Origin of the sequence: Maribacter sp. 2-571, from assembly GCF_050589625.1 — a bacterium.
In the GTDB taxonomy this organism is placed as follows: domain Bacteria; phylum Bacteroidota; class Bacteroidia; order Flavobacteriales; family Flavobacteriaceae; genus Pelagihabitans.
Genome location: NZ_JBNGOP010000038.1, coordinates 1 through 22,359, shown reverse-complemented (window position 1 = coordinate 22,359; position 22,359 = coordinate 1). Strand labels below are relative to the sequence as shown.

Sequence of the window (22,359 nt, the reverse complement as noted above, 5' to 3'; positions counted from 1 at the left end):
GACTAGTCGGCTGAAGACCGTAACAGCTTTACCAGTTTTACATATTTTGTCATCGCAGCTTTGGGCTCCAAATTTTGCGCTTGTATCAACGCATTGGCCTTAAAGGCATTGATCAAAGGTGTTTTGCTGCCCGGGTGGTTCTCGTTTTCGTTGGCAATTTTATAATAGGCATATAGCTTTAACAACACATCGGCAGGTAAGGGCTCCGTATAGTTGTTTACGTAGGCGACCGCCTCATCGAAAAGTTTATGTAATTTCTCGTTCTTCATCCTTAGGCATCACCACTGCAACACAGGTTTTTGCTCCTTTTACGGTTTGGTTCAATTTTACGGTAATCGCGCAATCTAAAGGTAAGAACAAATCTACCCTGGAACCAAATTTAATGAAGCCGGCATCTTCCCCTTGTTGTGCGCTATTGCCCAATTTTGCATAGTTTACGATACGGCGCGCCAGGGCACCGGCTATCTGTCGGTAGAGGATATCCCCGAATTTTGGGGTTCTGACCACCACGGTAGTCCGTTCGTTTTCCGTGCTGGATTTGGGGTGCCAGGCCACCAAATACTTGCCCGGGTGATACTTGGAATATTTTATTTCCCCACTTGCGGGATAACGGGTTACGTGAACGTTCGTGGGCGACATGAATATGGATACCTGTTTTCGTTTGTCCTTAAAGTATTCCGTTTCCTCCACTTCCTCGATAACCACGACCTTACCATCCACGGGGGCCAATATTTCGTCAAAACTTCGCTGTACTGTTCGCTTCGGATTGCGAAAAAATTGTAAGATCAGGATCAATAGCACCAGAAAAACGGCTTGTATAGCAATTCGCAGCCAGGGTACTACCACATAATACTGAGCGGCCATCACCACAGCTACTACGACAAAAAAGGTGATCAAGATTATTTTTTGGCCCTCTTTATGGAACATAGGTAAATATTTTTAAAGTTAAATAGGCAAAAGGAGCAGCGAATACCAAGCTGTCCAAACGGTCTAGCATGCCCCCATGTCCGGGCAAAAGTGCTCCGCTATCCTTTACCCCGGCTACCCGTTTAAGTTTCGATTCTACCAGATCGCCAAGATTTCCCGCAAAAACGATTACCGCGGCAAGCGCGATCCATTGTCCCACGGAAATACTGGACTCGTACATAGCTAGGACATATGAGGCACCGAGTGCAAATATAAGCCCCCCAAGAGCCCCTTCAACGGTTTTTTTGGGAGAAACCGTTGGGAAGAGCTTAGTTCGCCCGATGCTTCTACCTACCAAGTATGCAAAGGAATCGTTTACCCAAATCAAGATAAAAATACCCATGATCAAGAATTTGGCAAACTCGTTATTTTTATAGGGTATCATGGTTAGGAAGATGCACCCCCCGCCGATATAAAAGAGCCCGGCCACAAATTTTTTAAAAGTGTTGAACGCTTTTCCCTTTTTTGAAAAAAGAAAATACAAAAGGGCGATATCCACCACAATGGTAACGAACATAAGGCTGTTGATGGGAATACGGTCGTTTTCCTTGACCAGGTAAATGAATATCCACCAGAGTGTCAGGTAAGCTAAAAAAATATAGTAGCCCCTTAGGCCTACCATACGCTTGTACTCATAAATACAGGCGAGACCAAAAATCATTAAAAGAAAGTCGAACGCGTCCGAACTCAGAAAGATGGCAGAGAGTAGAAAGATGATAAAAACAGCCCCTGTGAGTGCGCGCCTTAAAATTTCTTTCATATTACAGGTCTTCCAAAAGTAAAAGGTATAGGTTTTTGGAGCTACTGCCGTACGTCAAAAAATCATCGGAATTGTCACGATTTGCCTGAAAGTGCTTGATCGTGGTGATGTTCGCGGGGATGCTATGACCGTATTTTTTCTTTATCTTTTTCAGCCCTTCCCCGATAGACTCCACAAGCTGACTTGTAGAGGCGAATACGATTACGTTTGCGGGCAGTTCGTTCAGCTTACTTTCCATAAGCTGGTTGGAGCATACCAAAATAGAACCGTTTTGGGCGATAAGATGTTCGCAGCGGGTAAAAAACACCTTACTATCCTTACTTTTTCTTGTAAATGCTATGGCTTCTTCAGCGAACTCTTCCTCCAGCGTTGTGTCGATCACAAAAAAGGGATCATCTTCCCAGTTGTTTTCGTTTACTATATTTTTTAAGGCTTCGGAAATCTCGGTAAAGGAGTCGCAATACAGGAATTTACCTCCATTTTTTTTAAAATGAATGGTAAACTTTTCATCAACCGGAATATTTAGCTCGGGCATATGTTGCCCCCGGGCTTCCACTTTTTCTTTGGAAACCTTTTTGCCACCTCCGAACAATTTATCCAATAGCCCCATGTAAACGTATAAAGTAAGCGCGATCAGTTCTTAAAAAAACAACGAAAATTATGAAGGTTTATTTTCTTCATCACCATCTTCCGTAGCCTCGGTGTTCGAAGGTACCGTTTCTTCCGCTGTTTCGGTCAAGGATTCAAATGGGCGTTTGCCAAAGATTTTTTCCAAATCTTCCTTAAAGATAACTTCTTTTTCCAGAAGCCTTTCCGCCAGGGTAATGAGTTTGTCCTTATTGGTTTCGAGCACTTCAATGGCCCTTGTGTATTGTTCTTCGATCAATTTGGAAATTTCTTGATCTATTTTTTGTGCCGTTTCCTCGCTGTAAGGTTTTGAAAAACCATAGTCGCTCTGTCCGGAGGAATCGTAATAGGTAAGGTTTCCGATTTCATCGTTCAATCCGTATACGGTTACCATGGCCCTTGCCTGTTTGGTCACTTTCTCTAGATCGCTCAATGCACCGGTAGATATTTTGTCAAAAATGACCCGTTCTGCAGCTCTACCGCCCAAGGTGGCACACATTTCGTCCTGCATTTGTTCGGGCCTTACGATCAACCGTTCTTCGGGAAGGTACCACGCGGCGCCCAATGATTGTCCACGGGGAACAATGGTCACCTTGACCAAAGGAGCGGCATGTTCCAACATCCAACTCACGGTGGCATGTCCAGCTTCATGATAGGCAATGGTCCTTTTCTCTCCCGGGGTTATAATTTTGTTCTTCTTCTCGAGTCCGCCCACGATTCGGTCCACGGCATCCAGAAAGTCTTGTTTGCTAACGGCCTTCTTTTCTTTTCTCGCCGCGATGAGTGCGGCCTCGTTACAGACATTGGCAATATCGGCTCCCGAAAATCCGGGGGTCTGTCTTGCAAGAAAATCCAGGTCAAGCGTTTCCGATGTTTTTATAGGACGTAGGTGGACTTCAAAAATTTCCTTTCGTTCACGGATGTCCGGAAGGTCCACATAAATTTGTCTATCGAACCTACCTGCCCGCATGAGCGCCTTGTCGAGCACGTCGGCGCGGTTGGTAGCTGCAAGAACGATTACATTGGTATTGGTTCCGAAACCGTCCATTTCGGTAAGCAATTGATTCAGGGTATTTTCCCTTTCATCGTTCGAGCCGGTAAAATTGTTTTTCCCCCTGGCACGGCCAATGGCATCTATTTCATCTATAAATATAATGGATGGCGACTTGTCCTTGGCCTGTTTAAAGAGGTCGCGGACCCTAGAGGCACCTACACCGACGAACATTTCCACAAAATCAGATCCCGATAGGGAAAAGAAAGGTACTTTGGCCTCTCCTGCAACGGCTTTGGCCAATAAGGTTTTACCTGTACCCGGAGGACCTACCAAAAGGGCACCTTTTGGTATTTTACCCCCTAAGGAGGTATACTTGTCCGGATGTTTTAAAAACTGTACGATTTCTTCAATCTCTTCCTTGGCGCCTTCGAGTCCGGCCACATCCTTGAAGGACGTTCTCGTGTCCGTTTTTTCGTCGAAGAGTTTCGCCTTGGATTTTCCGATATTGAAAATTTGGCCACCGGCACCGCCTGCTCCTCCTCCGGACATACGTCGCATCAGGTAGATCCAAATACCAAAAATGAGAATGAACGGAAGTACACCGATAAGAAAATCCCCGAGGTAGTTCGATTCCTTTCCGAATTCCACAACGGTATCCAGATTGTTCTCTTTTTTACTGTCCGTAATTTCTTTTTGAAATATCTGAAGGTCTCCATAATCCAACTCGTACTGCGGCAACGTTCCGCTAGTAGGGATGATCGACTTTTCCGAAACCTCTTTGTGTACTCCTTTGGCCAAGGCTTCGTCCGTTAAAAATACTTTGGCCTGATTGGTATTGGTGATGATCAATATTTTACTAATGTCCCCGTTTCTAAGGTACTCTTGTAATTCGGAGGTGGTGGTGGTTTTGGTATTGGAAAAATTTCCACTGCTCAAAATTTGATACCCTAAAATTCCTACGATGATGAATCCATAGATCCACCACGAACTGAATTTTGGTTTTTTGGGACTTGAGTTATTCTCTTTTGCCATGCTGATTTTTTTACCCTGGTCGTTATTTGAGGGTTTGGTTTATACTACTGTCTATTACAGTGACTTTGGCGTCTCCCCATAGTCCTTCGATGTCGTAGAATTCTCGAATGTGTTTTTGGAATACATGTACGACAACATTTACATAGTCCATCAAGACCCATTCGGCGTTGTCTTCTCCTTCAACGTGCCAAGGTTTGTCTTTGATCGATTTGCTAACCGTTTTTTGGATGGACCCCACTATCGCATTTACATGCGTATTGGATGTTCCGTTACATATTATAAAGTAGTCACATACCGTATTTTCGATATCCCTAAGGTCGAGTAAATTTATCTGTTGTCCTTTTACTTCTTCTATTCCCTCTAAGATCAATGCAATTAGCTCATCTGCGCTCGCTCTTTGTTTTTGCATTCAAAAAATTTAATTTTTACAAAGTTATTATTTTTTTGTTCTTTTAGCCCTACCTTTTCGATAATTGATAAAAGATTCGCCAACCTTTGTTACTATGAAAATAGTCAAAGTTGATGCCATAGATTCTACCAACTCCTACATGAAGGAACTATTGGCGTCGAACAAGCTTGAAGATTTTACCGTGGTAGTGGCAAACGAACAGTTTGCGGGCCGGGGGCAACAGGGCGCGGTTTGGCAATCGGAACCCGGTAAAAACCTCACTGTCAGTATTTTGAAAAAGTTAAACGGTTTTCCCGTCGACCATAGTTTCCATTTGAGCATGATGGTTTCGCTAAGCGTTTTGAACCTGTTGCGTTCGTTGGAAATTCCGGAAATCACGGTCAAATGGCCAAACGACATAATGTCAGGGAATGCCAAAGTGTGTGGCGTATTGTTGCAAAATGTACTTCAGGGGGCTGTCATCAAGGAAACAATAATCGGTATCGGGCTAAATGTTAACCAAAAGTCTTTTGAAAATCTTCCAAATGCCGCGTCGTTAAAGATGCTTAGCGGACGAATTTTTGATTTAGATCTTTTGTTACGGGAATTATTGAGGGAACTTCAGGACGTTTTTACCGGCTCCGGGAAAAAAGACCGGGAAAAACTAAAGGAAACCTACGAAAACGCTCTTTTTAAAAAAAATGTGCCGGTAACCTTTGAATTGGGGGACGGGAGCTTGTTAATGGGCATCGTACAGGGAGTTATGCCCGATGGAAGATTATCGGTGCTGCACGAAAATGGGGCATTAGGCACATACGGCCTAAAGGAGATACGGATGCGGTATTGATCATGCCTCCACTCGTATGACATATCCGATTTCGCACAAAAAAATCTTCGGGGTCCAAAGCCTATTTCTAAGGTTACGTTACCCCTCAAAATTATTCTTTTCCGTGTAGGCTCCAAAACAAGATACAGCCGAAGCAATTGCTGTGTCTAAAATATTCTTTTTCGTCTACACAGAAAATACCTGTTTTTTAGTGGTGTATGATAGCATCGGAAATGGTATCAAGCGATCCGCGAGAGGTTTTCGGACAGGGTGTTGATGAAGTTGGTAATCGGGGTTTTTACCATCATTCCCATCATGGCATTGAACTCTCCGTTAAAACTCAAGGCCACTTCGCTCTGCTCTTCTCCAAAAGTATTGATATCCGTAGTAAGGGTAAAAGGCAGTTTTTCGCTCGCCGCGCCCAAAACGATCTGGTGGTCCGGCGATTGTTGTTTCCGTTCCAAAACAATTTCGGGCATTCCCGAAAGTTGGAACAAAAAACGGTCTTCGTTCAATACTTCAAATTTTGAAATGGATTCCGGCATCAACTGCTCAAAATTTTGAAGGTCGGAAAGAAATTCGAATACTTCTTTCTGACTTTTTGCAACGATTTTTTTTGATGTTTCTATGTGCATGTATTTATTTTTTCCAGTTTGCCGGATCTTTTCGCCATTGTATGAGCGTTTCCAGCTGTGTTTTACTAATGGCATCCGTTTCGGAGGCGTGCTCGATCAAGTGTTGGTAATCGCCAAGGGTGTTCAGTTCCAATGCTTCGTTTTCGAAATTTTCCGTGGCAAGGTCGAAACCGTACGAAAAAATCGCCAACATTCCTTTTACGTTCGCTCCATTTTCCTTGAGGGCCTTTACCGCGTTCAAACTACTTTTTCCGGTGCTTATGAGATCTTCGATCACGACCACGGTTTGGTTTTCCGATAGGCTGCCCTCGATCTGATTTTTTCTACCGTGCGCTTTTGGTTCGGGCCGTACATAAATGAAGGGCAATCCCAAATAATCGGCGACCAATGCGCCTATTCCGATCGCCCCGGTGGCCACTCCGGCAATACAGTCGGGCGTGCCATATCGGCCTTTCAATTGCTCGGCCATTTCTTTCCTTACAAAGTTCCGAACATCGGGATGTGAGAGGATGATCCTGTTGTCGCAATAGATCGGTGAACGCCATCCCGAAGCCCATGTAAATGGATTTTCAGGATTCAATTTTATTGCATTAATTTGCAACAGAAGCTCTGCTGTTTTTTTAGCGGTATCCTTGTCTAAAACCATAGCGCAAATGTATAAAGTTTTTGTGAACGAAAGGCCGCTGATCTTAACAAATAAACTTTCCGAAACCGCGAACAACGATTATTTTGCCTTAAACCCGGAAGCCATCCATGAGGCGATAAAGGCCTTGATGAAAGGACGGTTGGAAACAGCGTATATCTATCATCCCAACCATGCAGAAATACTAAAAAAATTCAGCAAAAACATTCCTCTGGTCACTGCCGCCGGAGGTGTTGTAGCGAACAAGGAGGGCAAGGTGCTTTTCATTTACAGGAACGATAAATGGGATCTGCCAAAAGGTAAATTGGACAAAGGGGAAACAATCGAGGCCTGTGCATTGCGTGAGGTGATGGAGGAAACGGGCGTCAAAGGATTGAAGATCGAGAATTTTTTGCGCACTACGTATCACATTTTTAAACGCAATGGCATCCATAAGTTAAAAGAAGTGCATTGGTTCGCCATGCGTACCTCGTATAGCGGAAAATTGACCGGTCAAAAAAGTGAGGGCATCGAAAAGGTAAAATGGAAAGGGCCCGATAAGATCAGAAAGGCACTCGAGAATTCTTATATCAACATCAAAATATTGTTCGAATAGCGGTATCAGGGTAGCAACAAAGGCCGTCGTTTCCTTTTTTTAGTCTTTTGGGATACGATATACCGGATATTGTAAATGTGCTTTTTCATAATGAACGGAACGATGGTATACCCATTCCAATTGCGCGTACCAATCCGACTCGAATTCCGGATCGTTGTTTTTCTTTTCCAAAAAAGCTTCCCGCAGGTTTTGGTCCGATTTTAAAAGCTTCGCGGCCACCTCTTCGAATACATAGGGTGAAAAGTCCTCTTTTTGTTGCAATATGGTATCGAAAAAATTCCAGTTGAAAAAGGAATCCATGGCAATGGGCTCCAAACTTTCCAAAACATAGCGTATGCCGGGTTGGTCGGTAAGAACCAGGTAGTCTCCCTCGGAAAACAAAACCTTTATGGTTTCCTTGCTTACTTTTGTACCGTAATGGGGATAATGCCCCTCATAGGCCTCGGTATAGGTTTTGTACTCTTTAATTTTATAGGATTCTACTACCAACGCGCTATCGTTCCGTATCTGTCGATACTCGATTTGGTTTTGTTCCAATAGGTCGATGATGTTTTCATAGCCCTTTTTAATGATATATGCCTTGGGAATAGGCACCGAGTCGGTAGGTCGCATGTGGTTCCGATAGGTGACCGGTTTTTCAAAGGGCCGCTTCCGGTCGTATTTTAATCTCGGTAAACCGGTTACCTCGCTAACAAGCGTGTCCGCCATATAGCCTTTGAAGTTGATGGTACTGCTCCGTGTGGTATCAATGGCCCATTGCAAGGGATAATATTTTTGCGCCCGGTAATCGCTAAAAGCCTTTTCTCTTAAGGTTTTTATGGTGTCGCCATCCTTTTCGGCAATGGCGATAAGTTGTTTCATTAACTCGTAGGTTCCCGCTACTCTTTGTTTATAGGGCTTTAGCATGTGCGTTTCTACCATAAGCCCCAAGGTGTTCCACAGGGTAGTGTAGCCGGTAGAGTAACGCGGGTGGTCCATAAATTGGGAAAAACCCTTTTCAGGGACAGTATTGAATACGTTTACATAAGGTGTTATGTCCCAGCTTTGATCGGCCAAAGCGTTCTCGAGCGTGGGCATGAGCTGCTTGTGCAGATACTGGCCGAGTGTTCCGCCCATTTTATTGTGCTGGGTAAAAAGATGGGTAAGCGTATATTGGTAGTCGGCCCCGTTACTCACATGGTTGTCGACAAAAATGTCGGGTTTGGTCAAATGGAAAATCTCCATGAAGGACAAAGCATTTTTCGAATCGGCCTTCATAAAATCCCGATTGAGGTCATAGTTTTTGGCATTGCCCCTAAACCCATAGGAAACAGGTCCGTTTTGGTTAACCCTTGTCTCCGAATTTCGGTTTAGCGCCCCACCGATGTTATAGACCGGAATGGAGACCAAAACGGTATTTTTAGGGGGGTCGAGTTTTCCCGTGGCAAAATCGCGATACAACATCATGGTAGCGTCGATTCCGTCACTCTCCCCGGGGTGTATGCCATTGTTGATCAGTACGATTGTTTTTTCGGTCCCGATTTTGTTAAAGTTAAAGTCACTGTCGGGGTTATAGGTGACGATGTGCAACGGTTGCCCACTATCGGTTTCGCCGATGGTCTGAAAATTGATTTCGGGAAATTCCTTGGCCAATCGGATGTAAAAGTCAATAATTTGCAAATAGGTAGCGGTTTCGGTACCCTCGCTATTTTCGAAATGGGTAGGAAAGTCGGCAACTTTTTCTTCCGTGGTGGTCTCACAACCTAAAAACAAAATTCCTAAAAACAAGGCTACAAGTACCCGCATAACAGCACAGATGTTGGTTTACTTGGTAAAATTAGACAAAGAAGTGGTTCAACCTTTTCTAATGGTCAAAAAAATAAAGTCTTTTCCCCTTTTCCTCAAGGTTTTATATCATTTCTGGTGTTACCTATTCCAACTTCGGTTACTGCAGCCAAAAAAACTGTAGCTTAAAATCACATTAGTGTATACTTGATGTAAGGAGGTCGCGACTACAATAAAACTAAAGCCACGCGCTAGGCGACCTTTGTAATCTCTGCCATTTTTTCTTTTTTGATCGGTTTGTTATTGTAGGTAATCAAGTGCTGAGAGTTGGTACGGTAATGCTCCCATCTTTTTACGTCGGCAAGATCAATGGAGGAGGTAATGATATTTACGCGGAGTTTCTGATCAATGGCAAGTTGCGTGAATTCCTCCAAAAATTGCCAACCGTCCATAATAGGCATATTGATATCCAGAAATATGATATCGGGAAGGTTTTCTTCTTTGGTGAGCGCTTCTTTTATTGCATCGATCGCCAGTTTGCCATTTCCATAACTTTTGACGTTCGAACATTCTACAACATTGTTCAGGATTTTTTTGATCCCGAAAACGGTAATGGGGTCATCGTCGACGATGCAAATGGAATTAATTTGTCTCATTAAAGTAGATTTTGAAGGTAGAGCCCTTGCCTACTTCGCTGCAGACGGTGACGCTTCCTTTCATTGCCTCTATTTGGTTTTTTGTAATATATAGGCCTATGCCCCTGGCATCCTTGTTGTTATGAAAGGTTTTGTACATGCCGAACAATTTGTCCCCATATTTTTCTAAATCGATACCGAGTCCATTATCACTGATGGACAATTCTATTTTATTGTCCTGTAGTACCGTACCCAATCGAATTAAAGGGTCTCTTTCGGGATCTTTATATTTGATCGCATTGGTGATAAAGTTCATTAGGATGCTTTCCAAATAAGCCGGTATAACCTGAAGTACAATGTCTTCTGGTATTTCGTTTACAATTTGTACCCGGTTGGTTATTATAACGCCCTGTAGGTTTTGAATAACTTTCTGTATCATGTCATTTAAAACGACCGGATTTCTATCCATGTTGGTATTGGTATTTATGGCTACAACGTCATTTAAGTTGTTCAAAGTTTCCAATAAGTTGTCCGAGGCTTCCACCAGCATAGTCGTAATGTTTTGTTGTTGTTCGGGGTCTTTTTCGTTGACCAAAAAGTCCAATAACATGGAAAAGTTAGCGGAATGTGACCTAAGGTTGTGCGACACGATATGGGCAAAATTGACCAGTTTTTTGTTTTGTAGACTGGTAACGTTGATCAGGTCGCGCAGTTCTTCCTCCTTCTGTTTTAAATTGGAGATGTCCAAGCTGATTCCCACAAGGCCGGTTGCCGTGCCGTCGATTCCGATCAACGGAATTTTTGAGGTAAGAAAAGTGGTGATGCTCCCGTCTTTCCTTTCACAAATGGTTTCCTTGCCAAGAATGGGGCGTAACGAGCTGATTACCTTTTGGTCTTCTTCATAAGAACTTTCAGCGATATGTCGGGGGTAAATGTCAAAATCGTTCTTTCCGATCAAATCGTTTGGATGATCGAACCCCAAAAAGTCTGCTTCTGACCGATTGACAAGTATTTTTTTGGAGTCCACATCCTTAATGAATACGTTCAGCGGAAGATTATCGATAAGCGTTCTCAGCAAACGTTCGTTTTCCTTGGTTTTCAGTTCGTTTATCACCTGGTCGTGAATATCTTGGAACGTTCCCAATACGCCTACTATTTTCTGATTTTTGTATAAGGGTTTCCCTGCGGCCATTACCCAACGTTCCTCACCCTTTGTGGTAATGATCTGAACTTTTTTATTCCATGAAATGCCTTGGTTAATGGCTTTGTTCAGTGCCATAGCGATCGTGTTTCTACTATGGCCGGGTTTGTAAAAATCAATGGCAATGTCCACATTCGGACGGAATTCCTGTGATACACCATGGATGGCCCGTGTCATTTCGCACCAATGCAGTTCCTGTTTTTGCAGGTCATAAGTCCAACTTCCAATTTTGGCAATTTTGGATTTTTCGTTGTACAGCATATGCTGCCGCTGCAATTTTAATTCACTTTCGACCCGTCTTGTAACATCTTCGGTCTGTAAGATAAGTCCGATAACATTTTCATTTTCGTCGTGCCAGGGAAGGTTGGTCCATTCGAACCATCGTTCTTTATTGTTGACGTCCAGAAAATACTCTGTGCCCGTATTGCTTTTCTTTTCATTCAAACAATGTTGCAATGTTTGTTTCCAACTATCCGTGGCTTTTTCAAAAAGGGTGAAAACATTCTTCCCAAAGACATTACGATCGTCAAAGTTGAAATAGTCTATCCAATAATCGGAGGCATACTCCACTTCCAAACGGGTATTTAAGAATACCGTCGCGGTCGGAAGCTGTTTGATAAGATAACTATTGGATTGTTTCTGATGAATCCTTAGCATTTGATAGAATTTTCTTACTAAAATAGAAATGATATACTAACCTATATCCATGTTTGTTGTGAATCTCGTAAAATCCGTTGTGTGGAGCGTAAAATATAGGTTTTCGTAGTAAAAAGGTAGGTAATAAATATGGTAATTCAAAAAATAAACACGGAAAGTGAAATAAAAACTTATATATTTTTAAGTTTATTCTTACATTATGTTAACATTTAAATCAATGTGATAATCGTACCGTTTCGGGTACTAGTCCAGTAAAATCGCCACCGTTTCGGATAACATCTCTAACGATGGAAGAACTGATATAGGATTTACCGGATGAGGTGAGTAAAAACACCGTTTCAATGTCCGAAAGTTTTCGGTTGGTGTGGGCGATGGCCTTTTCGAATTCGAAGTCGCCCGGATTTCGCAGGCCCCTTAAAATAAAACCGGCACCTATGGTCCTGCAAAAATCTACGGTAAGCCCTTGATAGGTCATCACTTTTATGTTGGGAAACTCCAGAAATGCCTGTTCGATAAAACGTTTACGTTCCTCTAAGGAGAACATGTACTTTTTTTCGGCATTGATGCCAATGGCTATCACCAGTTCGTCGAACAGGGTGATACCACGTTGTATAATATCAAAATGTCCTAAGGTCAAAGGGTCAAAAGAACCTGGGAATATGGCACGTTTCATAAGCTGCGGTACGTAGTGTTCGCATAAATGTAATCATTTCTGGGATAGGGCTTCCTCAATGGCGCTTCCAAAAAGTTCGGTAAGACCAATACCGGCTATTTTTGCCTGTTGCGGTAATATGCTTTCCGTTGTGAGTCCCGGAGTGGTGTTCATTTCGAGCATATAGGGCTCATCGTCGATAAAGATGAATTCACTTCGCGAATAGCCTTTCATTTTCAACAATTCATAGGCATTTTTGGCAACTTCCCTTACTCTTTCTGCCTGTAAGGGGGTTATTCGGGCCGGGGTAATCTCCTGTGATTTCCCTTCGTATTTGGCCTCATAATCAAAAAAATCGTTCTCGGTAACAATTTCGGTAATCGGAAGCACTTTGGTTTTTCCCTGGTACCGTATAACACCAACGGATACCTCAATGCCGTCCAAAAAGGCTTCTATAATGATTTCATCGTCTTCCTTGTAGGCATTTGCTATGGCGGCTTTGAGCTGGTCTTTTTCATAAACTTTGGAAATACCGAAACTACTTCCCGCCTTGTTCGCCTTAACGAAACAGGGGAGCCCCACTTTTTCCACAATTGCCCCGGTATCTATGGGGTCTCCCAAATTGAGATAGTAGGATGCGGCCGATTTGATGCCATATGCTTTTAGCACACTCAACAGATCACGCTTATTAAAGGTCAGCGCCGATTGGTACGCACTGCACGATGTCTGCGGTATGTTTAACAGCTCAAAGTAGGATTGCATAAGGCCATCTTCGCCGGGCGAACCGTGAATGGCATTAAAAACACAGTCGAAAACAATGGTTTCACCCTTAGGCGATATGCTAAATCGGTTTTTATCCACAGCGTGTTCCGCTCCTTCGGCATCGACATACACCCATTTGTCGGGCAAAATTTGGATTCCATAACTATGGTATCGGTCGCTGTCCAAATACGCTTGAACGACTTTTCCACTTTTAAGGGAAATTTCGGCCTCACTGGAATATCCTCCCATGATCACGGCAATATTTTTCTTCATCGGTTTGCTTGCTAGGTTGACTCATCGTTGCCCGAACGAAATCCGGGTTACGGTCAAAGAAAAGAAAAAGTGTGGTTTTTGCGAAAATTATCCGTGTTTTTCCAAAGGGAACAAGGCCATGATATTAAAAAGCGATCTTTCCTAAAGCATCTTTCGGCTTATGCCCTGATTATTTTCGAGCTGCTGCATCGTATTTGTTAAAGGGCATTTGCTATCTTTACCGAGCAAAAGTACCATGGATGCGAAATTTTTTTAATTTTCTAAGAAGTCGAACATTTTTGATACAACTTGGTATCGCGGTAGCCCTTGTTGTGCTATTGGTCTTTCTTTCCTTACAATGGTTGAAAAGTTCCACTAACCACGGTACGTTCGTTGATGTTCCCGATTTTTCAAAAATGTCCGTTCCGGATATGCGCGATGCGGTTTCCGATGCCGGCCTTCGTTACGAGGTGTTGGATTCGGCAAATTACAATCCCGACTATCCCCGTTTTTCCATTATCGATCAAAACCCAGCGGCAGGGAACAGGGTAAAGGAAAATAGAAAGGTATATTTTACCGTGAATCCATCCGGATACAAAACGGTGACCGTTCCCAAGATCGAACAGGTAACCAAGCGCAATGCCACATCCATGCTCCGCGCCGTCGGGCTCGATGTGCAGCGCACCACCTATATTGACGAACTTGGCAAGGATATGGTCTACTACATCAAGTTTCGCGGCAAACGCATCAAACCGGGCGACAAGTTGCCAAAAACATCAAAAATCGAATTGGTTTGCGGAAATGGAAATAGAACCGCACGTTCCGATATCAAGGCAGCTTCCGAATAGGATATGGAACCCGTACCACAGCCCCAGGAAAATTCCGAAGAGTTATACGAGCACCACAAGTTTGTGGCGTCCAAAGGACAGGAGCCACTGCGTGTCGATAAGTTTTTAATGAACTTTATCGAATATGCGACCCGCAATAAAATTCAACAAGCCGCAAAAAGTGGAAACATTTGGGTAAACGGAACAGTGGTAAAACAAAATTATAAGGTGAAGGCCGGGGACGAGGTGAAGGTGCTGTTCGCCCATCCGCCACATGAGCATCTTTTGGTACCCGAAGCCATTCCCTTAACTATTGTTTATGAGGACGAAGCCTTGTTGGTCGTGAACAAATCTGCCGGTATGGTCGTACATCCCGGGCATGGCAATTACTCGGGAACCTTGATTAACGCGCTGTTGCACCATACCAAAGACCTTCCGGAGAACAGTAACGAACGTCCGGGCCTAGTTCACCGTATCGATAAGGATACCTCCGGACTTTTGGTGGTGGCCAAAACGGAGCACGCGATGACACATTTGTCCCAACAATTTTTTGATAAAACCAGTGAGCGGGAGTATATCGCCCTAGTTTGGGGAAATGTGGAGGACGACAGCGGCACCGTTTCAGGGCATATTGCCCGAAATCCCAAGAACAGGTTGCAGATGCAGGTATTTCCCGAGGGGAACGAGGGCAAAGAGGCCGTTACCCATTATACCGTATTGGAACGTTTGGGATACGTGACCCTAATTTCATGTCGATTGGAAACGGGACGTACCCATCAAATTCGTGTGCATATGAAATACATCGGGCACACCCTCTTCAATGACGAGCGGTATGGCGGGGACAAAATTTTAAAGGGCACTACCTTTACCAAATACAAACAGTTTGTAGAAAATACCTTTAAGATATTACCACGACAGGCGCTTCATGCGAAAACTCTGGGCTTCGTCCATCCCGTTTCCGGAGATAGGATGCGTTTCGATTCGGAGATACCGACCGATTTGGGCGATTGCATCGACAAATGGCGGCGGTATTCCAAACATAGTCATTGACCAAGAGGGCTTTTTAAGTCTAGTATTCCATTGTTATCCTGAAAGTTGCCGACAGCGTTTATCAGCGAGCACTGGAAACAATCTAAGGCAAAATGATCGTTATGGTCGATGCCCCTATAAATAACAACTGTTGGTGCTTTGTGGCCGTAACGGAAATCCTTCTTATTTTTAAATCATAAAGGGAGAATCGTTCAAACCAGCGGAAAACGTTTTTGAACGGGCAAAACAGTAGTAAGCTTTAATCGGATTATCGGACAAACTTAAAAATACGTAGTTCCATGAAAATAGTAGTGTCACCGGCAAAATCATTGGATTTTGAAAAAGAGTATCCAAAATTGGGTCATACCCAACCCGATTTTTTAAATGAGTCGGTTAAATTGAACAAGGTACTCAGCAAGAAAAAGCCGAAGGAATTATCCGATTTGATGAGCATTTCGGATGCCTTGGCCCAATTGAATTGGGAGCGGAACCAGGCCTTTACGGTACCCTTTTCCACTGAAAATGCACGTCCGGCCATCTATGCTTTTAACGGGGACGTTTACCAAGGTTTGGACGCCTATACCTTGCCGACAAAAAAAATGGAGAAACTTCAAAATTCCTTGCGCATTCTCTCGGGGCTTTACGGTATTTTAAAACCTTTAGATCTGATACAGCCCTATCGGCTGGAGATGGGAACCAAGCTCAAAGTCGGACGCCATAAAAACCTTTATGAATTTTGGAAAAAAACGTTGACCGAGCACCTGAACAACGAACTGGAAGAGGGGGAACTTTTTGTCAACCTGGCCAGTAACGAATACTTCAACGCCATCGATCGAAAACAGTTGAAGGTGCCTGTTATTACACCCATATTTAAAGATTGGAAGGGCGATAACCTGAAGATAATCAGTTTTTTTGCGAAAAAGGCCCGTGGGTCCATGGTACGGTATATAACCGATACCGGTGCAAAGACCCTATCCGATATTCGAGGTTTTAATTTGGACGAATATGAATTTAGTCCCTCCCATACCGTCAACGAAAACGAACCGGTTTTTGTGCGGTGACCCAAAAGTAATGGTGGGCCGGTAGCATCTTTCAGGGGCAGTGTTATTGGTTTTTGGTTACCATTTGCGTCGCTGAAAAATGTCGCTTGTTATTGGTGTACAAGTAGCTATTGCAAAGGATACAACTATGACTGCCGAGTAAAGGAACTACTCCTATGAAGTAGGTTATTTTTTGGTTTTAATGCTAATTTTTTCCTCCACGGTCGGTCGCTTTTTAATTTTTCTTTTGCGTCTCGCCCCAAAGGTGCCGTTGTTGATTTTTCCTCTTTTTGTTTTTACATCGCCTTTACCCATGGTGTATGTTGTTTTTGAACGTATTGAAACATCGTTTTACGTCATTTTTATAAGTCGTGTGTTCTATAGAACACGCCATTCCATCAGCTTGGATAGGAGCGCTCGGAACTTCAAAATACCAAAACTAAAAACACCGATGGTGTTTTCCCAAATTAGATGAAAACACGTCACCTCCTTACCTTATGAAATGAGCCATAACAATTCTTGATACCAACCGAAATGGTTATTGGCGAATTACATCTGACCATTAAAAAACAATAAATGTTAACAGATGAAAAGGTACATGATTGCCCAATCAAAGACAACAAAAACAATGTGAAAATGCTTTTTTGGGCTGGCCATTCCTATTTTTGACATGTTCCCTATACCTGATTTTTTTAAGTTAAAATAGATTAGTATCGATTTCTATGTTCCATCATGTGCATCCTTATCCTCCTTTTCTGTTTCCGGAGACCAAAAAACTCATCGTGGGGACCTTGCCGCCGCCCCGTTTTTCGACCAAACGATTAAAAGCTGGTGATGTTGATTTCTCTTATGGCAGCAAGGATAACCTGCTTTGGCCGATACTGGATCGCATCTTCGAATTGGGATTGTATTTTGAAACGAGCGAGCATGCCATACTCCAAAGAAAAGAGTTTTTGAAAAAGCGTCACATTGGAATTTGTGACATCGTGCAAAGTGCCGAACGTTCCGATGATAACGCCTCCGATCTGGGAATGCGCTCGGTCGTTCTAAGGGATGTATTGGGCCATTTAAGGGAGTATCCCAAAATTGAGACCATTTTGTTTATGGGAGGAAATAGCAAAAACGGTCCGGAATATTTCTTCCGAAAACAGCTGAAGGTCAACGGAGCTACACTCGAGGTCGTATCGGAGAAAGTACCTCGCATACATCGTTTTAAGGTGGACGGTCGTTCCATAAACACCGTTTCGCTCACAGCTCCGTCCGGTGCTGCCAACCGGGCCATTGGTAGCATGCCCGAATACAAGGCATTAAAGTTGAAGCAACCCTATTTTAATACATTTGACTATAGGGTACGGCAATATGCTTCTTTCTTTATGCCATTTCAAAGTTAAAATGATACGAGTACCCCGTTGAACTAAAAAAGGCCCTATTCTTTCGAACAAGGCCTTCTTACGAGAACACTATATGAAAATGAAAAAAATTACTGGTTGGTAATTATGATGTAAATATATATCAGGGATGTTCGCTGCTAAAAATATTGTTGTGAAGCCTGTTGGTTTTGTGGTGTGAAGGGTGAAATTTGTTATTTACCCAAAATTCAACAAGTCTAATAGGTTATTTATGGCGATATTTAGGTCTTCAAAAAAGGGCGCTTTGGCGTTACAACATATTCAACAAGGAAGTTTATAATGCTATGCAACAATTAGAAAGGTTAAAGGAGTTTAGAAAATCGGTAAACAACAAGTTCAATGTGTACAATAGTCTGTTCCTGAATTTACCCTATCGGGATGTGGACAATGTGGGTATTTTGATTCCCCTATTGTTGGATCTCTGTCAAAAAGGACTACAAGCCGGTCAAAATCCACAAGAGATTTTGGAAGGTTTTTTTGCCAGTTATGTCGATTTGGAGGAGGAGCAGGATCAAATCGATTTTATGTTCCGGATCATCCAATACGTAGAACGGCAAGTGGTGCTGTACGATAGTGTGGAGGACGCAGCGTTCCCAAAGTTGAACGAGCATAGCAATACCCTTTCCATAAAGGACTATTTTCAGCTGGTGGACAAGAACAAGAGTTGGGACAAGGTGGCCAAAAAACTGTCCACTTTCAGTGCACGTATCGTTTTAACGGCGCATCCGACACAGTTTTATACCCCGGCGATCTTGGATATCATTACGGAGTTACGATCCCATATTCTGGACGATAAGATCGATGCTATCGATACTACGCTGCAACAATTAGGACTTACCTCTTTGATCAATGCGAAAAAGCCGACTCCCTTGGACGAGGCCAGAAATATCATTTACACCCTAAGGCACGTATATTATGATGCCGTGGGAGATCTGTATGCTTATATAAAAGACAATATTAAGGACCACGCGTTCGATAACCACAACATTATGAAGCTCGGTTTTTGGCCGGGGGGCGATCGCGATGGCAATCCGTACGTAACCGCGTCCATTACCAAGGATGTTGCGGACGAGCTGCGGATCAACCTAATGAAGTGTTATTATAACGACCTGAAAAAATTACAGAAAAGTCTGTCCTTTAAGGCGGTTCAAGAGCCGTTACAGGAACTTCGTGCAAACCTCTATAAAGCGATGTTCGATGCTAGCAAAAACGTAGGATATGCCGATATTATAGAACCCCTGCTCGCCATTCGTGAACTTTTGATAGACCGGTATTACAGCCTTCGTTTGGAAGAATTGGACCAATTGATCGATAAGGTGAAAATATTTAAGACCCATTTTGCCACGCTCGATATTCGACAGGACCATAGCATACATAAAAAGGTAGTGCAAACCATACTCCAAAAAAAGAAACTCATCAAAGGAGATATCGATACCGTAGCGGATGAAAAACTGATCGATCTGTTGCTTCATAAAAATATGAAATTGGTTCCCGAGGATTTTGAGGACGATATGGTAAAGGATACCATTTCCAACATTTTGCAACTGAAGGGAATTCAGGATAAAAATGGGGAAGAAGGTTGCAACCGTTATATCATCAGTAACTCCGAGGACGTATTTTCGGTACTGTTCGTGTTTGGGCTGTTTCGATGGTGTGGTTGGAAAGCGGACGAAATATCCTTTGACATCGTACCATTGTTTGAGACCATGAACGGTATGGCGACCTCCGAAAATACGATGGAAGCATTGTTCGCCATCCCGGAATACCGTACACATTTGGAACAGCGTGATAACAAACATACCATCATGTTAGGATTCTCCGATGGTACAAAGGACGGCGGTTATGTAAAAGCGAACTGGTCGATATTCAAGACCAAGGAAAAATTGTCCAAAATCTGTCGTAAGAACGACGTTATGGCCATTTTCTTTGATGGTAGGGGTGGCCCACCGGCACGTGGTGGTGGAAAAACCCATCGTTTTTATGCGGCGCAGACAAAGGATATTGCCAATCATGAAATTCAACTGACCATTCAAGGGCAGACCATTACCAGTACCTATGGCACCAAGGAACAGTTTATGTACAACAGCGAACAGCTGCTAACGGCCGGGCTTTCCAATAATCTTTTTGGGAAGGAAAATGTTATTTCGGCCGCGTCGCGACAGTTAATGGAGTCCCTCTCCGAACTCAGTTTCGCCAAGTACGATGCTTTAAAACATCACGATAAATTTATGCCCTACTTGGAGCATATGAGTACCCTTAAATACTACACCAAAGCCAATATAGGCAGTAGACCGGGAAAAAGAGGAAATAAAAAGAAGCTTGAACTGACCGATCTTAGGGCGATTTCCTTTGTGGGTTCTTGGAGCCAATTGAAACAGAACGTACCCGGGTATTTCGGGATCGGGACTGCGATACAGACCTTAAAAGATCAAGGAAAGCTAAAGGATATTAAAAAACTGTACAAAGAAGTGCCACTGTTTAGGGCCTTGATGCTCAATAGTATGATGTCATTGTCAAAATGTTATTTTGAATTGACCAGCTACATGAAAGAGAACGAGGAATACGGTGCCTTTTGGAACATCCTTTACGACGAATACCAACTTTCCAAAAAGATGTTATTGCTGATTTCAGGTTCTAAAATACTGATGGAAAATGAGGTGATTTCAAGAGAGTCCATCAAGATACGGGAGAACATTGTTTTGCCTTTGTTGGTAATACAGCAATATGCGTTGCAGAAGATAGGCCAGGGCGCAGGTTTCAAGGAACAATACGAGAAGATCGTTACCCGTTCGCTTTATGGTAATATCAATGCGAGTCGGAATTCGGCCTAATTTTACAGGCGTTTATATACTTTGGAGTTATTGAAAAAAACCCTGGAAAATACGTTTTCCAGGGTTTTTTATTGAAGTGGTCAAAACTTTTCTTTTTCAAAAGCTGTTGTATCCGTTTAATGCGGTTCTTTTCGGTTTACCGAAATTGAATTCGATAGATCGTAACAACCCTCCAGATTATTGGCGTTCATACCCATTTCGGCACCCTGTAGTCCGTCTTCATAACGCAGGTACCAAATAAGGCATACCCCAACTCCGGCAGCGTCAAAGTCGACACCTTCAACGGCTTCCAAGGTTGGTGGCAATCCAAGGATGGTACCATCGGCATCGGTAATCACCCAAGTACTGTTCGCGCCGGACGCATTTGGATTATCGAGGACAATACCGCTTACCATATCGGGAACGCCATCCACGTCAAACTCGAACGGTCCTCCGCTGATACTTCCGGCTTCGGGCTGGTTTCTGGTAACGGTCAACGGGTTTGAGAGGGCAAAATCCCCGGTAATATCATTGGCGTTCGATCCCATTTCCGCACCGCTGATCTCTCCTTCATAGCGGGCATACCAAATAAGGCATACTCCCGCTCCGGCTCCATCGAAATCCACACTTTTAACAGCGTCCAATGTTGGGGGCAGCCCAAGAATGGTACCATCGGCATCGGTAATCACCCAGGTACTGCTTTCGCCATAGGCATTGGAACTGTCCAAGCTGATGTCGGTAACAAAATCGGAAGTGCCGTCCACACAAAAGGTATAGGGTCCGCCAGTCAATGTTCCCGCATTGGCAACTTGATTTCGGGTAACGGTAATGGAATTGGAAAGATCGAAACATCCTTCCAGGTCATTGGCGTTCATACCCATTTCCGCACCTTGTAGCCCATCTTCGAAACGAAGGTACCAGATCAGACATACTCCTGCTCCGGCGGCGTCGAAATCGACACCTTCTACCGCATCCAATGTTGGTGGCAATCCAAGAATGGTACCATCGGCATTGGTAATGACCCAAGTGCTATTGGTGCCCGATGCATCGGGGTTTTCCAAAACGATACCACTTACCATATCCGGTTCGCCATCTACGTCGAACTCGAACGGTCCGCCGGTAATGCTTCCCGCCTCGGTTTTGTTCCTGTTAACGGTTATGGAGTTCGAAAGATCAAAAGTACCGCTTAAATCTCCGGCGTTCATTCCAACCTCGGCGCCCTGTAGGTCGTCTTCAAACCTCAGGTACCAGATCAAGCAGACACCTGCACCGGCATCATCAAAATTAACGCCTTCCAATGCCTCAAGGGTCGGGGGGAGGCCAAGAATATTCAATGCTTCGTCGGTGACCACCCAGGTACTGTTGGTGCCTTCCGAATCGTCGGTGCTCACCGAAATTCCGTCTACGGTATCGGCCGTACCGTCAACACAAAATGTGAAAGGTCCTCCGGTAATGCTACCGGCGACGGGAACTATCGGATTTTCGTTGTTATCGTCATTGCTGCAGCCCAACAGGAGCAGCGCAAATAAAAAACTTGCAAATACGTGTACTTTTTTCATTTCTAGGAGTTTTAAAATGTTTCCACAAATGAAGCGGAACGGCATAACAAGTAGGTCACAGAGAGTTCAATTTTCCGTGATAGTTTTGCAATGTCGTCTTAAAAAAATCTTAAAAAGGGTCGGGTGCTGGGTTCCGGTTCGTGTGCAGTCGAAGGGGGAAGATGGGCGATGAGTGGGGGTAATTGGTAGTGAGTAATGTGTGGTTAGTATTGAGTAATCAGTCAATAGTGTCCGGTTAATGTAATAGTAATCTTTGTAAAGACCTTAAAAATATACAAGTTACGGCCGTTCTTTGA

The 22,359-nt window shown here is 43.5% G+C and carries 22 protein-coding genes; 7 read left to right on the top strand and 15 right to left on the bottom strand.

Annotated features, from left to right (window positions below):
* Positions 1-2 precede the first annotated feature (2 nt).
* Genes ACRD7P_RS19600 through rsfS form a run of 6 tightly spaced genes read right to left on the bottom strand, consistent with a single transcriptional unit; the run spans position 3 to position 4,788 of the window.
* The gene (locus ACRD7P_RS19600) at positions 3-269 is read right to left on the bottom strand and encodes an acyl-CoA-binding protein (RefSeq protein WP_430909450.1); all 267 of its coding nucleotides are present in this window, start codon (positions 267-269) and stop codon (positions 3-5) included.
* On the bottom strand, positions 247-927 hold the full coding sequence (locus ACRD7P_RS19595) for a phosphatidylserine decarboxylase family protein (protein ID WP_430909449.1): 681 nt from the start codon (positions 925-927) through the stop codon (positions 247-249). Before ACRD7P_RS19595 ends, ACRD7P_RS19600 begins: the two co-directional genes overlap by 23 nt.
* The gene (locus tag ACRD7P_RS19590; protein WP_430909448.1) at positions 917-1,726 is read right to left on the bottom strand and encodes a phosphatidate cytidylyltransferase; all 810 of its coding nucleotides are present in this window, start codon (positions 1,724-1,726) and stop codon (positions 917-919) included. The genes ACRD7P_RS19595 and ACRD7P_RS19590 overlap by 11 nt, the downstream gene beginning before the upstream one ends.
* 1 nt (position 1,727) lies before the next feature.
* Positions 1,728-2,336 (bottom strand): LUD domain-containing protein, encoded by a 609-nt coding sequence (locus ACRD7P_RS19585; protein WP_430909447.1) that lies wholly within the window; start codon positions 2,334-2,336, stop codon positions 1,728-1,730.
* A 48-nt stretch (positions 2,337-2,384) separates the two neighbouring features.
* Positions 2,385-4,379, bottom strand: a complete 1,995-nt coding sequence (gene ftsH, locus ACRD7P_RS19580; protein WP_430909445.1) for an ATP-dependent zinc metalloprotease FtsH — start codon at positions 4,377-4,379, stop codon at positions 2,385-2,387.
* A gap of 22 nt (positions 4,380-4,401) precedes the next feature.
* Complete coding sequence (rsfS, locus tag ACRD7P_RS19575) at positions 4,402-4,788, bottom strand: ribosome silencing factor (RefSeq protein WP_430909444.1); 387 nt, start codon at positions 4,786-4,788, stop codon at positions 4,402-4,404.
* Between the two features lie 94 nt (positions 4,789-4,882).
* Here rsfS and ACRD7P_RS19570 point away from each other — a divergent pair, with 94 nt between their 5' ends.
* A complete protein-coding gene (locus ACRD7P_RS19570) occupies positions 4,883-5,614 on the top strand; it encodes a biotin--[acetyl-CoA-carboxylase] ligase (protein ID WP_430909442.1) in 732 nt (243 codons plus the stop codon).
* Between the two features lie 218 nt (positions 5,615-5,832).
* Here the strand turns inward: ACRD7P_RS19570 and ACRD7P_RS19565 are convergent, their stop codons facing one another.
* Both ACRD7P_RS19565 and pyrE read right to left on the bottom strand, forming a co-directional pair.
* Positions 5,833-6,228: an SRPBCC family protein gene (locus ACRD7P_RS19565; RefSeq protein WP_430909440.1), complete on the bottom strand. Its 396-nt coding sequence runs from the start codon at positions 6,226-6,228 to the stop codon at positions 5,833-5,835.
* A 4-nt stretch (positions 6,229-6,232) separates the two neighbouring features.
* Positions 6,233-6,874, bottom strand: a complete 642-nt coding sequence (pyrE, locus tag ACRD7P_RS19560) for an orotate phosphoribosyltransferase (RefSeq protein WP_430909439.1) — start codon at positions 6,872-6,874, stop codon at positions 6,233-6,235.
* 7 nt (positions 6,875-6,881) lie between these two features.
* On the opposite strand from pyrE, the gene ACRD7P_RS19555 reads away from it, so the two are divergent.
* Positions 6,882-7,466, top strand: a complete 585-nt coding sequence (locus tag ACRD7P_RS19555; RefSeq protein WP_430909438.1) for an NUDIX hydrolase — start codon at positions 6,882-6,884, stop codon at positions 7,464-7,466.
* 39 nt (positions 7,467-7,505) lie between these two features.
* Here the strand turns inward: ACRD7P_RS19555 and ACRD7P_RS19550 are convergent, their stop codons facing one another.
* The 5 genes from ACRD7P_RS19550 to ACRD7P_RS19530 form a co-directional block, all read right to left on the bottom strand.
* Positions 7,506-9,251 carry a M14 family metallopeptidase gene (locus ACRD7P_RS19550; RefSeq protein WP_430909437.1) on the bottom strand — a complete coding sequence of 582 codons (1,746 nt, stop codon included), beginning with the start codon at positions 9,249-9,251 and terminating at the stop codon, positions 7,506-7,508.
* A gap of 230 nt (positions 9,252-9,481) precedes the next feature.
* On the bottom strand, positions 9,482-9,886 hold the full coding sequence (locus ACRD7P_RS19545; protein WP_430909436.1) for a response regulator: 405 nt from the start codon (positions 9,884-9,886) through the stop codon (positions 9,482-9,484).
* The gene (locus tag ACRD7P_RS19540) at positions 9,873-11,723 is read right to left on the bottom strand and encodes a PAS domain-containing sensor histidine kinase (protein WP_430909435.1); all 1,851 of its coding nucleotides are present in this window, start codon (positions 11,721-11,723) and stop codon (positions 9,873-9,875) included. The genes ACRD7P_RS19545 and ACRD7P_RS19540 overlap by 14 nt, the downstream gene beginning before the upstream one ends.
* 214 nt (positions 11,724-11,937) lie before the next feature.
* A complete protein-coding gene (coaD, locus tag ACRD7P_RS19535) occupies positions 11,938-12,396 on the bottom strand; it encodes a pantetheine-phosphate adenylyltransferase (RefSeq protein ID WP_430909434.1) in 459 nt (152 codons plus the stop codon).
* A gap of 33 nt (positions 12,397-12,429) precedes the next feature.
* Positions 12,430-13,410, bottom strand: coding sequence for a D-alanine--D-alanine ligase (locus tag ACRD7P_RS19530; RefSeq protein ID WP_430909433.1), 981 nt, complete (start codon positions 13,408-13,410; stop codon positions 12,430-12,432).
* Positions 13,411-13,649: 239 nt separating this feature from the next.
* Here ACRD7P_RS19530 and ACRD7P_RS19525 point away from each other — a divergent pair, with 239 nt between their 5' ends.
* The 3 genes from ACRD7P_RS19525 (at position 13,650) to yaaA (ending at position 16,306) form a co-directional block, all read left to right on the top strand.
* Complete coding sequence (locus ACRD7P_RS19525; RefSeq protein WP_430909432.1) at positions 13,650-14,237, top strand: PASTA domain-containing protein; 588 nt, start codon at positions 13,650-13,652, stop codon at positions 14,235-14,237.
* A gap of 3 nt (positions 14,238-14,240) precedes the next feature.
* The gene (locus ACRD7P_RS19520; protein ID WP_430909431.1) at positions 14,241-15,266 is read left to right on the top strand and encodes an RluA family pseudouridine synthase; all 1,026 of its coding nucleotides are present in this window, start codon (positions 14,241-14,243) and stop codon (positions 15,264-15,266) included.
* A gap of 278 nt (positions 15,267-15,544) precedes the next feature.
* Entirely contained in the window at positions 15,545-16,306 is a 762-nt protein-coding gene (gene yaaA / locus ACRD7P_RS19515) for a peroxide stress protein YaaA (protein ID WP_430909430.1), read from the top strand.
* Positions 16,307-16,471: 165 nt separating this feature from the next.
* Here the strand turns inward: yaaA and ACRD7P_RS19510 are convergent, their stop codons facing one another.
* Positions 16,472-16,600: a 30S ribosomal protein THX gene (locus tag ACRD7P_RS19510; protein WP_430909429.1), complete on the bottom strand. Its 129-nt coding sequence runs from the start codon at positions 16,598-16,600 to the stop codon at positions 16,472-16,474.
* Between the two features lie 407 nt (positions 16,601-17,007).
* Between ACRD7P_RS19510 and ACRD7P_RS19505 the strand changes: the two genes are divergently transcribed.
* On the top strand, positions 17,008-17,676 hold the full coding sequence (locus ACRD7P_RS19505; protein ID WP_430909427.1) for a uracil-DNA glycosylase family protein: 669 nt from the start codon (positions 17,008-17,010) through the stop codon (positions 17,674-17,676).
* Positions 17,677-17,978: 302 nt separating this feature from the next.
* On the top strand, positions 17,979-20,525 hold the full coding sequence (locus ACRD7P_RS19500; RefSeq protein ID WP_430909426.1) for a phosphoenolpyruvate carboxylase: 2,547 nt from the start codon (positions 17,979-17,981) through the stop codon (positions 20,523-20,525).
* Positions 20,526-20,641: 116 nt separating this feature from the next.
* Here ACRD7P_RS19500 and ACRD7P_RS19495 read toward each other — a convergent pair whose 3' ends face one another.
* Complete coding sequence (locus ACRD7P_RS19495; RefSeq protein WP_430909424.1) at positions 20,642-22,063, bottom strand: hypothetical protein; 1,422 nt, start codon at positions 22,061-22,063, stop codon at positions 20,642-20,644.
* Between the last annotated feature and the right edge of the window lie 296 nt (positions 22,064-22,359).